11 protein-coding genes are annotated in these 12,977 nt (G+C 45.7%); 9 read left to right on the plus strand and 2 right to left on the minus strand.

Annotated elements, in window-relative coordinates; all coding sequences use genetic code 11:
* Positions 1-161: 161 nt before the first annotated feature.
* Positions 162-1,337, minus strand: a complete 1,176-nt coding sequence (locus AC4PHM_RS03135) for a DUF3798 domain-containing protein (RefSeq protein ID WP_492019437.1) — start codon at positions 1,335-1,337, stop codon at positions 162-164.
* Positions 1,338-1,723: 386 nt separating this feature from the next.
* Positions 1,724-2,815, minus strand: a complete 1,092-nt coding sequence (gene ychF, locus AC4PHM_RS03140; RefSeq protein WP_492019438.1) for a redox-regulated ATPase YchF — start codon at positions 2,813-2,815, stop codon at positions 1,724-1,726.
* Positions 2,816-3,050: 235 nt separating this feature from the next.
* On the opposite strand from ychF, the gene rpsD reads away from it, so the two are divergent.
* The 9 genes from rpsD to AC4PHM_RS03185 all read left to right on the plus strand — a co-directional run bounded on the left by rpsD (position 3,051) and on the right by AC4PHM_RS03185 (position 12,966).
* Positions 3,051-3,638, plus strand: coding sequence for a 30S ribosomal protein S4 (gene rpsD / locus AC4PHM_RS03145; RefSeq protein ID WP_492019439.1), 588 nt, complete (start codon positions 3,051-3,053; stop codon positions 3,636-3,638).
* A gap of 129 nt (positions 3,639-3,767) precedes the next feature.
* Positions 3,768-5,045, plus strand: a complete 1,278-nt coding sequence (gene yfmF, locus AC4PHM_RS03150; RefSeq protein WP_492019440.1) for an EF-P 5-aminopentanol modification-associated protein YfmF — start codon at positions 3,768-3,770, stop codon at positions 5,043-5,045.
* Positions 5,042-6,340, plus strand: a complete 1,299-nt coding sequence (gene yfmH / locus AC4PHM_RS03155) for an EF-P 5-aminopentanol modification-associated protein YfmH (protein WP_492019441.1) — start codon at positions 5,042-5,044, stop codon at positions 6,338-6,340. Before yfmF ends, yfmH begins: the two co-directional genes overlap by 4 nt.
* Positions 6,340-7,071, plus strand: a complete 732-nt coding sequence (lgt, locus tag AC4PHM_RS03160) for a prolipoprotein diacylglyceryl transferase (protein ID WP_492019442.1) — start codon at positions 6,340-6,342, stop codon at positions 7,069-7,071. Before yfmH ends, lgt begins: the two co-directional genes overlap by 1 nt.
* Before the next feature lie 364 nt (positions 7,072-7,435).
* Positions 7,436-7,867, plus strand: coding sequence for a division/cell wall cluster transcriptional repressor MraZ (gene mraZ, locus AC4PHM_RS03165; RefSeq protein WP_492019443.1), 432 nt, complete (start codon positions 7,436-7,438; stop codon positions 7,865-7,867).
* Between the two features lie 20 nt (positions 7,868-7,887).
* Positions 7,888-8,820 carry a 16S rRNA (cytosine(1402)-N(4))-methyltransferase RsmH gene (gene rsmH / locus AC4PHM_RS03170; RefSeq protein ID WP_492019444.1) on the plus strand — a complete coding sequence of 311 codons (933 nt, stop codon included), beginning with the start codon at positions 7,888-7,890 and terminating at the stop codon, positions 8,818-8,820.
* A gap of 19 nt (positions 8,821-8,839) precedes the next feature.
* Positions 8,840-9,316: a hypothetical protein gene (locus AC4PHM_RS03175; RefSeq protein WP_492019445.1), complete on the plus strand. Its 477-nt coding sequence runs from the start codon at positions 8,840-8,842 to the stop codon at positions 9,314-9,316.
* Between the two features lie 83 nt (positions 9,317-9,399).
* Complete coding sequence (locus AC4PHM_RS03180) at positions 9,400-11,364, plus strand: penicillin-binding transpeptidase domain-containing protein (protein ID WP_492019446.1); 1,965 nt, start codon at positions 9,400-9,402, stop codon at positions 11,362-11,364.
* 96 nt (positions 11,365-11,460) lie between these two features.
* The gene (locus tag AC4PHM_RS03185; protein WP_492019447.1) at positions 11,461-12,966 is read left to right on the plus strand and encodes a UDP-N-acetylmuramoyl-L-alanyl-D-glutamate--2,6-diaminopimelate ligase; all 1,506 of its coding nucleotides are present in this window, start codon (positions 11,461-11,463) and stop codon (positions 12,964-12,966) included.
* Positions 12,967-12,977: the final 11 nt, after the last annotated feature.

Below are 12,977 nucleotides of genomic sequence, written 5' to 3' on the forward strand. Positions count from 1 at the left end.
CTGTACCTCCCCTGATTGTGTCATTTGCATTTAGTACCCTGTAGCTTCATGATTCTGATTCGCGTTTATAGGCACTCTTCATTTAAAACCGGAGGCGCCACTTGGTGGCAGCCTCCGGTGCGCTGTAGAACTTTTGTCTCATATAGACTTGAGAGGTTTAATTAGAAGGTGATGTAGTCAGAAAGAACCATGAAGAAGTTATCAAAGGTGTTGCCGGTGCTTTCGTTAGTGAAAGTATCCAGTTTAATAGGAGAACCGGCGATGTTTGTGAAGACTTCTTCAACTTTTGCTTTGTCAACCTTGTCAGCTGTTTCACCGTTGAGGTATGCGATTGCATAGTCTACGCCGCCCTCGACGAACATCATGTTGACCGGGATAGGCCATGTGGAGAATTTGCCTGTGCCGCCGCCTTCAGCGATCTTCGTTTTGATTTCGCCAACGAGGAAGTCGATATCGCCTTTTTTATCTTCAGGAATTTCGATGCCAAGAGCGCCCGGATAACCATGATAAGGCGATGGGCAGCATTGCTGCGGATAAAGCGCGCCGCCCTCGAGAACCGCTTTGATCAGAGGCTCCTGCATTGCGCAGTTTGTGCTGAAGAAAGCAGTTTCAGTGCCGTATTCTTGGATCTTTCTAGGCACATCTTCGAGGATGAACTGTTGAGCGCCCGGAACGCCAGCGTCGCCAGTCGGATCCGGAGCAGTCGCGTCTACAAAAGTGATGCCAAGTCGCTCGCACTCAGATTTAAAAATGTCTCTGCGCATAGCGAGAAGCTGGTAGGACATGTGGCGTGGGAAGGAATAGTGAACAAACGTCTTTGCGCCCATTTTTTGTGCTTGCTCAATGATGGAGTAGCCCATGCCGAGCTCGTCAGCCTGGAAAACGACGTCTGCTTTGCTGGCGATCATGTCTGGGTCTTCGCCAGGGACGCCTGCAACAAAGAGGATGTCATCGCGAATTTCACGGACTTTGTCGATGGCAGCTGAAGTGCCAGGTACAGCCTGAACGATGACGATGGCTTTGACCTCAGGATCAGAGGCCATAGAAAGAACGTTCGCGATAGTCGTTTCTGTTTCTTTCATGAAGTTGTCCGGATAAGTTTGAAGAATAATCATATCGCCATACTTTTCTTTCATTTTTTCAGCAGCGCGATATTCTTCTTCACCTTGGGAAACGGTGCCTGTCATGATACCGATCTTATAAGCTGGTGCTTCAGGAGTAGCAGGTGTTTCACCGCCTGCAGGTGCGGCCGGAGCAGGTTCTTCCTTAGGTCCGCAGGCGGCGAGACTGAAAATCATAACCGCGAGCATCAACAGTGCCAATAGTCTCTTTGACATATGTATCCCCCTTTTACAATCTTGGTCAGCAGCGCTCTGACCTATTAAAAATTCTACAGGAATTTACCAAATCCTTCAATGCTGCAAAAAAATTCAAAATGAATATATACATTTTTGATGTATAAAATAACAGCATCTTATTATTTATTCGTTTGAGAATTCAGAAATTTCAACGGTTTCAATTAATTGGATCGAAATCTCGTTTCATTCTACTTTCACTTGTTAAGAAAACTTCATATGTCACAAGATGCTTTTGAATCAGAATTTAAAAAATCATTGAGCAAAAAAAACCCCCAAGGGCTTCTGGAGGTCATTGGAAAGTCGTATATAGAGTTATATGTTAATCAGCAAGCATTAAAAAGATCAGACTTAAGAAAACATAAGGCCTAAACGTTGAAGCGGAACAGGATCACGTCTCCGTCCTTGATCTCATATTCTTTTCCTTCAAGGCGGACCAAGCCTTTTTCTTTTGCGTGTGCCATTGTGCCGACATGTATTAAATCATTATAGGCAATAGTTTCTGCGCGAATGAAGCCTCGCTCAATATCAGAGTGGATTTTCCCGGCCGCCTGTGGGGCTTTTGTTCCGCGGCGGATCGTCCAAGCTCTTACTTCCTGCGGTCCTGCAGTCAGAAAACTGATCAGGTCCAGCAGGTGATAACATGCGTGAACGAGCTTGTCGAGACCGGCTTCGTCAAGCCCGAGGTCATTTAGAAATGCAGTGCGGTCCTCCTCGTCGAGTTCCGCAATTTCCTGCTCAATTTTGGCGCAAATGACGACGACCTCAGCCTTTTCGGTTTCAGCATGCTCTCTGACCGCTGCAACATAAGGGTTGTCTTCGCCGCTCATCAGGTCATCTTCAGAGACGTTGGCGACATAAATAATTGGCTTATAAGTCAGAAGGTTGAAGCTCTTTGCAAGACGATCCTCTTCGTCATCCAGATCAAGTGTTCTTGCACTTTGGCCGGATTCAAGCACTGTATTGATGCGTTCGAGCAGGTCGAGCTCTGCCTGAAGTGACTTGTCCGCCTTCAACCCCTTTTTGGTTTTGTCGATGCGCCGTTCAATCATTTCAAGATCTGAATAAATCAATTCTAAATTGATAGTTTCAATGTCGCTCAGGGGCGCGATTTTCCCTTCCACGTGCACGACATTGTCATCTATGAAGCAGCGGACTACGTGAACGATTGCAGCAACCTCGCGAATGTGGCCCAGGAATTTGTTGCCGAGACCTTCGCCCTTGCTGGCGCCTCTGACCAGTCCTGCGATATCATAGAACTCTATAGCGGTCGGCACTACTCTTTGAGAGCTATACAGTCCTTGAAGGACACCGAGTCTCTTGTCCGGAACGGCGACGACGCCGACGTTTGGTTCGATAGTACAGAAGGGATAGTTCGCAGATTCAGCGCCTGCCTTGGTGATCGCGTTGAACAATGTGCTTTTTCCAACGTTGGGAAGCCCAACAATACCTAATTTCATCCAATTCTACCTCACTTATTTTTCAGGTGCCGCTATAGCGGTCAGCGTCACTCATATTGACCCACCTGAAGATTATAATAGAAAACCAGACAACATGCAATTCTAAAGAAGGAAAAGGCGAAGGGCAAATGAGAGCTGCAAATGATAATAAAAATCATTTGCAACAAATAAAGGTTTTTGATATACTGATTTTGGCTTGATTTTACCGCGGCAATCCAAAATCTGGAGGTAAAGCATGGCTAGACCCATGGGACCAAAATTCAAAGAATGCAGACGTCTTGGACTAAACGTCCACGGCCATCCTAAGGCAATGGACCGCTATAAGCAGGGCATGGCGCGGGATGACCGCAAACTGTCAAAATACGGGGAGCAGCTCCTCGAAAAACAACGTCTCAAAGCGTACTACGGCGTTATGGAAAAACAAATGACACACTATGTCCGGCGCGCATTTAAAAGCCGCGACATTCCGGGCAACTATTTGGTGCGTGCCCTTGAAACCCGTCTCGACAATCTGGTTTATCGCGCCGGATTTGCTTCGACACTGAGACAGGCCCGACAAATGGTCGTTCATGGCCATATTTCTGTCAATGGCAAAAAACTGGATATTCCAAGTTTTTCAGTCAATGTTGGGGATGTCTTAGCACTCCGTTCGGACTCACAGGTATTTCTGAGTAATTTTGATAAGGCACTTGGCAGCGTGCCCTACATTGAACGGCTCGAGTCACCGCGTTCTGCTGTTCTGATCAGAATGCCCGAGCGCTCTGAAATCCCTGTTGTGATCAACGACGCGCTAATAGTAGAATTCTACTCCAAACAGCACTAATAAGAGATGTTTGCCGATGGTAATCTGTAATGCAATTGAATTTATTTTAAAAATAGCAGGGAAACCTGCTGTTTTTTTTAAAAAAAGGTATAATAGATACAACTACAATGTCATAACACAGGTGATTGCATGATAGAAGAGGTTAAATACATTCAATTGGCACCAGGCGTCAGGCTGGTACTGATCAGGTCAGGCAAATTCAAAACTGACTTGGTGAGCGTCTATTTGAAACGTCCGCTGGGCAAGGCAGAGGCGACTTACAATACTCTGCTGGCACGGGTTATGGAACGCGGGACTGAACGGTATCCAACCTCGCAGTCCTTTAATGCGCATCTTGATAATCTATACGGCGCAATGCTTTACTCTGATGTCACTAAAATTGGAGAGCTGCATGTACTGCAGTTTAAGACTCAATTGCCCAGGAGTTCCTGGATTCTGGACATGAATTCGTTAACAGAAGCCATTGGCATCTTGAAAGAGGTAATTTTCGAGCCTGCCTTGGAAGAGGGCGCTTTCATAAAAGCCTATGTCGACCAGGAAATAGAAAATCTGAAACAGGAAATTGAAAGTCGAACTAACGACAAAGCCACTTACGCCATGGACCGAATGGTGGAACATATGTGTCCGGACGAGCCGTATAGTGCTTATACGTATGGGGATATTTCGTATCTTGAAGGTATGGATGCGGTTAAACTCTACGATCATTATTTAAAAGTACTCGAGGAAGCGGAAGTTGACATAGTTGTATTCGGCGATTTCGAATTTGAACAGGCCTTGACAGAATGCAGGGCGGCGTTTGCTTTTTCTGGCGCAAGAACATCATTGGAAGTTACCTCTCCTTGGAGTTCAGAACCTGGAAAAGTGAAAGAGATTGTTGAACGAACTGATGTCAATCAAGCAAAACTGGTTATTGGCTACCGTTCTCCCATAAGCGGCGACCATCCGCTCTATTATCCAGCTATGTTGTTCAGCACTGTCTTGGGTGGCACTCCGAGCAGCCGTTTGTTTAACCGGGTCAGAGAAAAAGAGAGCCTTTGCTATTACATCCAGTCAAAATTTGACAGGTTCAAGGGCATGCTCATGGTTATGGCGGGGATTGACAAGACGTCTGGGACAAGAGTCACAGAACTGACAGATGAAATCTTTCGGGATCTGATTGAAGGCCGTGTCAATCAAGAGGAACTTGAGATAGCGAAAAAATCCATTGTCTCAGGCCTTAGATCCATTACGGACTTTCCAAACAGCTATAGTAATTTTTTGTTTTCCCAACTTCTGTCGCATGAGGAACTGGATATTGAAAGAATTATCGACAAAGTCAATCAGGTCAGCGCTGAGCAGATGACCGAAGCAGGTAGAACCTTTGTCAAGGACACGTGGTATATGCTGACAGGGGAGGAAGACCAATGAGCAATTGGACAAGTTATTCAGACCCACTTTTAAATGAAACCATTCTAAGACACAAAATGGATTGCGGACTGGAAGTCTATTTGCTCGTTAAACCCGGATTCGCAAAAAAGTTTGCTTACTTTGGCACACGTTATGGCGCATTCTTCAATGACATTATCCTTGAGGGTAAGCGCGTCACATTCCCGCTTGGGGCGGCACACTTTCTTGAACACAAGATCTTTGAAGATAAAGAGAAGAACGTCTTTGACGCATTCTCGGAGCTTGGTGCTTCCGTCAATGCTTACACAAACTATACTTCTACCGTCTATCATTTTTCCACCAGCGACAATTTCGAGCCCAGTCTCGAAAAGCTTCTCGAATTTGTTCAAAGAACTCATCTGACGGACGAAAATGTCGAGAAAGAGAAAGGAATCATCCTCCAGGAAATTGCCTCGTATGAAGATGATCCAGGCTTCAGAACCTTGGTTAATCTATTGAAGAATCTATATTTGGAACACCCAGTCAGGGAAGATATTGCAGGCACGCCTGAGTCTGTCTCTGCAACAACGAAAGAGGCGCTTGAGCTGGCTTACAGCACTTTTTATGTGCCTGAAAACATGGTCCTCTTTGCAGCGGGGGATCTTAATCCGGATCACGTGTTGGAAATTGTGGAGCGAAGTTTAGATGATGCTTTCAAACAACGCAAGAGCCAATTTGAACTGGTAATGCCAAAAGAACCTGCCGGCTGTAATAATGAACGGGTTGAAATGGAAATGTCAGTCCCTGCACCACTCTTTGAAATGGCTTACAAGCATCCGCCGTTTCCTTATGGCGCTCAGGAAACACTCAAACATACAATGGAAATCAAAGTGCTTCTGGATGCACAATTCGGGCGCGGCTCTATTTTTTACAATAAGATGTATGACAGCGGAATATTTAATCCGACTTTGTCCATAGATTTTACACAGGGTCAGGCTTATACTTACACTATTTTCGGTGGTGAATCCCAGCGATTCGAAGAAGCTATTGAAGCGTTTCGCGCTGAAATTGCGAGGATTCTTGAGGAAGGTCCCGACCATGATGCGTTTGAGCGCATCCGCAGAAAAATGACCGGGAAGTTTATCAGTGCTTCAAACTCTCTGCAATATTTGTCCAGTGCTTTCATGCATTATTACATGAAGGGACATCATCTGTTCGATTATCTTAAAACCATTCATGAGATCCAAGTGGATGAGGCTTTTGAAACCTTTAAAAGCATATTTTCAAATCCGGATGAAGTCATCTCGATTATCAAACCAAGAGGAGAGAAATCATAGTGAATCCAGTTGCATTTGAAATTTTTGGCATAGGCATACGTTGGTATGGCATTTTGATAGCCGCTGCCATGTTGATAGGATCTGTCTATACCATTCGTGAGGGCAAGAAACTCGGGTATTCAGAAGATCATCTGTTGGATTTGATTTTGGTGGTTTTGGTGAGTGCCATTGTTGGAGCAAGACTTTGGTATGTAGCGTTTAATTTATCTTATTATCTTTCAGATCCATCAGAAATTATCAACCTGAGAGGCGGCGGTCTGGCTATACACGGCGGTGTGGTATTTGGTATTATTGCCGGATATTTTGTTACCCACTGGAGACGCCTGGACTTTTTTATAATGGCTGATATCATAGCACCTGTCCTGGCACTTGGTCAGGCTATCGGCAGATGGGGAAACTTCGCTAACCAGGAAGCCCACGGCGGCCCAACAGACTTGCCCTGGGGAATTATGATTGATGGGGTTAAGGTTCATCCTACGTTTCTATATGAATCATTATGGAACCTCGCGCTCTTTGCATTTCTGATGACACTCAAAAAGCGAAAGCCATTTGACGGAGCGCTGATGTTTCTGTACTTGATCATTTATTCAGTTGGGCGTTTTTGGATTGAGGGGCTTCGAACGGACAGCTTGATGGTCGGTCCATTCAGAACAGCTCAAGTGACAAGCTTGATTATGATTGCTGTTGGTATAGCTGCCTGGCAATGGAGGTCAAATCGCAAGAAGCCTTAATGCATTGGATTTTCATACACACTAAATTGGAAGCGTGTAGCTCTTTGGTCGAATTTAAGACTGTGTATTAATGAAGTTTTGTCAATTTTAAGGCGCTCTTATGAGCGCTTTTTTTGTTGTCTTAATAGTTGATTGCGGGTTTTTGACAGCTTAAATTACTTCTTGATCACCTATTTCAGCCTTCGTTTTCTACTGAATATTTCAATGAAAATAATTATGCATTATTTTCAAAATTTTGTGTGAAAGCAGTAGATATATTGATGTAAATAATGTAAAATGAAATCAATAAGTGGGTAAAAGTGGGTCAAAGTGGTATAAAGTGCAATAGTTGAACCTGAAGTCTTATGGATAAGGGGGCGGGGCCATGTTTATCGGTGAATTTACACATGCGTTGGATGCTAAAGGCCGCGTCAGTATCCCGTCAAAATTCAGAGACTCTTTAGGTGATCTGTTTTACATCACAAAAGGTCTGGATAACTGCCTCTTTGTGTTTCCTGAAGAAGAGTGGAAGCTTTTTGAAGAAAAATTAAAAGCGCTTCCTATGACGAATAAGAACGCAAGGGCGTTCGTCAGACTGTTTTTCTCAGGCGCTTCTGAATGCGAGCTGGATAAACAAGGCCGCATACTGATTCCACAAACGCTGCGGGAACATGCAGCTATTGAACGTGAAGCTGTAATCATAGGCACAGGGACTCGTATTGAGATCTGGAGCCAGGACGGCTGGAACGGTTACATTGATCCTGAAAATATCGATTATGATGAAATCGCAGAACATATGGCTGAACTTGGAATATAACAGGACAAGGAGGTATGACCGTGGCGTTTGAACATGTCAGCGTACTGTTGGAAGCTTGCATTGACGCACTTGAGATCCGGGAGAACGGGGACTACGTAGACTGTACACTCGGCGGCGGCGGTCACTCAGAAGCCATCCTGGATAAATTGCCGGAAGGCAGACTGGCAGGTATCGATCAGGATCGTGATGCGTTATCTGCAGCATCGTCGAGATTAGAGCGTTTTGGAAATCACTTCTATCCTGTTCACAGCAATTTTGTTCATATAAAGAGTGTGATAGAAGATCTTGGATGGCCAGGTGTTGACGGCATTTTGATTGACCTTGGCGTTTCCTCCTATCAACTGGATGAAGCAGAGCGTGGATTTTCTTATATGAATGAAGGTCTCCTCGATATGCGGATGGATCAATCCCAGTCGTTGACAGCAGAAGAGGTCATCAATACCTATTCTGAGAAGTCTCTTTACGAAATCATTAGGGATTATGGTGAAGAGAAATGGGCTTCAAGAATTGCAAAATTTATTGTTGAAGCCAGGAGACAGGCGCCAATTAAAAAGACTTCTGAGCTGGTCTCCATCATAAAGGCGGCAATACCCTCCAAAGCCAGGCAAGATGGTCCTCATCCTGCAAAGAGAACTTTTCAGGCAATTCGCATCGAAGTCAATGATGAGCTGGGCATTATTGAAAAGACCATCAGAGACGGTGTGGAGACCTTGAAACCGGGTGGCAGGATAGCGATTATAACCTTTCATTCTCTTGAGGATCGCATTGTCAAGCAGACGTTTAAGGATTTATCAACAGCGTGTATATGCCCGCCTGAATTTCCTGTCTGTGTCTGCAATCGAAAAGCTATTGTCAAAACCATAACAAGAAAGCCCATTCTCCCTTCTGATGAAGAGCTTGAATATAATCCTAGAGCGAGAAGTGCAAAACTTAGAGTAGCAGAAAAATTGTAAGGTGCAGGGGGTCATAACCATGTCAGCAGCAAGAACTATGACAGACTTTCAAAATTATGATGATTATCGCGCTTACATATTGAGAAAAAATGTGGAAGAGGCTGCTGACCGACACGAAGAAAAAGCTTCGAGAAAAAAGCAGCGCAGAAGGCTGTCCATGTCTTTGAGAATCATTTCTTTTTCAGCTCTGCTCTTTATTATGCTCTCGGTGATCGTCATCCGATATGCAGATGTTTATGAAGCTAAATACGACATTCATGCCATGCAGTCTGAGATCAAGCAGATCAACCAGGAAATTGAAGAAATCAGAGCCTCCATGGATAGTACAGTGTCGCTGGAAAACGTTGAGAGGGTTGCGGTACAAGAACTTAAAATGCAGTATCCGCAACCGGAACAAATAGTTTATTTGACATCTAACTGGAAATACTCCCTTGACAGCGATGCCAAAAGTGATTATGTTGTAGAGGATGGAAATACAACAGGTACCATGAACTGACCTCCACTGGACTGCGATAAATCTCGCAGTCAGTACATCCCTAGGGCTATGGCACCTTGTTGACCTGTGGAAGGAAGGCTTCTATGACGAAACCAAATAAGATGCATCGACTTCGTTTATGGGCTGCCTATCTTATAGTCAGCCTTATTTTATTCGCGCTGATTGGAAGATTGGCGTACATACAAGTCATTAATAATGAATTCTATCTCACAAAAGCGCTCAGCCATCAAATCCGGGACATTCCGCTTCCAGCACTTCGCGGGGACATTTTGGATCGCAATGGGATGAAACTGGCTTTCTCCATGAGCACCTTTACGGTGTGGGCAAGGCCGGCGGATGTCGATGATCCGGCAGCACACGGTGAAGCTTTGTCGACAATCCTGGATGAGCCAGCGGCCAGTATTTCTGAAAAAATAAGCAATCCCGACAGCACTTTGGTACGCGTTGCGAAGGGATTGACCAAGTCCAAAGCGGATTTGGTGCGCAACAAAGGCCTCAAAGGTGTTTGGGTGACGGAGTCGAGCAAGCGGGTCTATCCCTATGGCAACTTCGCCGCTCATATCATTGGTCATTCGACTGAGGATGGAGAGGGCCTGTCCGGTATAGAGCAAATGTTGGACGAAGCGCTGTCAGGTCTTGACGGTAAGATTGTCTCCCACACTGACGCAGCAGGCAGAACGCTCCCGGTGGGGGATGAAAAAGTCTACGAACCGGAGGATGGCTACAATGTAGTTCTGACACTGGACGAAGTCATTCAACATTTCACTGAGAAAGCAGTGGATGGGGGTCTGAAAGACTTTGGCGCGAAGCGCATTATGGCGGTTGTCATGGATCCTATGACAGGTGAGGTTCTGGCTATGACAACAAAGCCGGATTACGATCCCAACACCCCTCGGGAGCTCACCGCCTTTTTCACTGAGGAAGAAATTGCCGCAATGGACAATGACGCTATGTTTCAGGCGTGGAATCAGATCTGGCGAAACCCAATCGTCAGCGATACTTACGAACCGGGTTCCACCTTTAAATTACTGACGGCTGCTGCTGGTTTGGAAGAAAACAAGGTGAGTGTGAATTCTACTTTCAACGACAAAGGCTATATAATTGTCAATGGCGTCAGACTCAACTGCTGGAGAAGCAATAACCCTCACGGACTTCAGACGCTGACCCAGGGTCTTGAAAACTCATGCAATCCTGTGTTTATTGAAATTGGGCAAAGGCTTGGAACCGAAACCTTTTTTAATTATGTTGAGGATTTTGGATTCACAGAAAAAACTGGGATCCTCCTGCCTGCTGAAGGCAATGCGCTCGTTCAGGCAGAGGAGAGGATTGGTCCCGTCGAACTTGCCACCATGTCTTTTGGCCATGGCGTATCAACGACGCCTATACAAGTGGCAACGGCAGTTTCTGCGATTGTCAATGGCGGCAATTTGATGCAGCCTTTGATCGTCAAATCCTTGTCTGATGATGAGGGAAATGTCGTGGAATCATTTGAGCCTAAAGTCAGGCGTCAAGTGATTTCAAAAGATACTTCAGATGAGATGCGTAAAATGATGGAATCTGTCGTCCTAAAAGGATCAGGAAAGAAAGCTTACATTCCGGGTATTGGCGTGGGTGGCAAAACGGGTACGACAGAGAAACTGGTCGACGGCCGTTACTCCAAGGACCTAGCTTATGCTTCGTTTGTTGGATTCGCACCGGTTGATGATCCCAAAGTCGTGGTTCTGGTGATTGTTGACGAACCAAAAGATATCAACTTTGGCAGTGTCGTTGCGGCGCCTATCGCGCATAACATATTGCTGGATACTTTGAGATACATGAAAGTGGAGCCTGAAATCCTCGATGCTGCTAAAATGGTCACAGTCCCGGAGTTGACCGGAAAGACATTCAAGCAGTCGCAAGCCATTCTCGACGCATCTGAATTGTTGCTCAATACTGTGCCGATTGATCTTGACGACCCCGAAGCGATCGTGCAAATGCAGTATCCCGCCGCGGGAGAAAAAATTCGTCAACACTCAATTGTAATCTTGTCTTTTGATACGACGCATTAAAAAATAGTTTTAAAAATGCTATAATAAGAAGGCAATTTGTTGTATACTAAATTGCCTTTTTGTTTTATCAATTTTCAGGACAGAGGTGGATGCCGCTTGAATTTGGAATATTTGCTGGAGGGACTATCTTACGAGTGTCTTAAAGGACACCTGGACGTTGAAATAACGGGTATACAAACGGACTCAAGAAGTATAGGCTCGGGAGACCTGTTTATTGCACTGGAAGGCAGCACCACAGATGGCCATCGTTATTTGAGCCAGGCAGCAAGCCAAGGGGCAATTGCAGCTTTAGTTGAAAAACCCAAAGAAGGGCTGAACATTGACCTCGAATCGTCAGTTTTTCAATGTGTTGTACACGTTCATGACCTGAGCCGCAGTCTTGCACGCCTGGGTTCGCGCTTCTATGAAAATCCCTCTGAAGCTATGACTGTGGTTGGCATTACTGGCACGAATGGCAAAACTTCGGTGGCTCAAATGCTTGCGGATGCTCTGGAGAGTCAAGGGAAGCGGGTGGGAGTATTTGGAACCATCGGCAACCGCATTGGGGATCTGACTTTTGAAACACAGAACACCACACTCGAGCCGGTGGCGCTCCAGAGGTTGTTTCGTGCTGCTGTGGATGCCGGCGTGTCGCATCTGATTATGGAAGTGTCGTCACATGGACTTGAATTAGGGCGTGTAGACCACACACAGTTTAAATGCGCTGTATTCACGAATTTGACGGAAGATCATCTGGACTTTCATGGAGATATGGAGTCATATTTTCAGGCGAAGCTGAGGCTCTTTGAAATGAATCAGGGCACTTCGGTCGTCAACTGGGAGGACGCTTATGGAAAGCGCCTGGTCGAGCGCCTGCGCGCGTCTGGGAAGCCGGTGGTCACCTATGGTTTGTCCGGGGAATGTGATTTTAGAGCGGAGGGGATTTCTTGGACGCCCCTTGGTACTGAATTTACTCTAAAAATGCCAGAGGCTGAATCAAAGGTATGCGTTCCTGGGCTCGGACGAATCCAGGTTTTTAATACTTTGGCAGTTTTTGCGACTTTGTCGGTGCTTGGCTTTGAAACTGATGCCGTGATTCGTTCTTCCGGAAGTCTGAAAGCAGTACCGGGCAGAATGGAGCGCATTGAGGGGTTGTGGCCTTTTGATGTTTTCGTCGATTTTGCCCACACGCCAGACGCGCTGAGGAACGTTCTTGAGATCGCCAGGGAAATGACGCGGGGCAAACTTCACATCTTATTTGGCTGTGGTGGTGACAGAGACCGGATGAAGCGACCGGTCATGGGTCGGCTTGCGGCGACGCTGGCAGACGCCGTTTATCTGACCAGTGATAATCCAAGATCAGAAACACCGGAGTCAATTTTGACGGAGATTTTGTCGGGTATTCCGGAAGCGCTGATGAATAAGGTGATTGTTGAGACTGATCGGCGCATTGCGATTCAATCCGCGATTCACCAGTTGGAGCACGGGGATATTCTGATCCTGGCAGGTAAAGGACATGAACCTTACCAAATCATTGGGTCAACCAAACATCATTTTGATGACAGGGAAGAAGCACTTGAGGCGCTTAATATTTCAGTGGCGTCCAAAAATGCTACTATTTAGAATGATACTTA

It is taken from the genome of Acidaminobacter sp. QWL-03 (assembly GCF_058683855.1).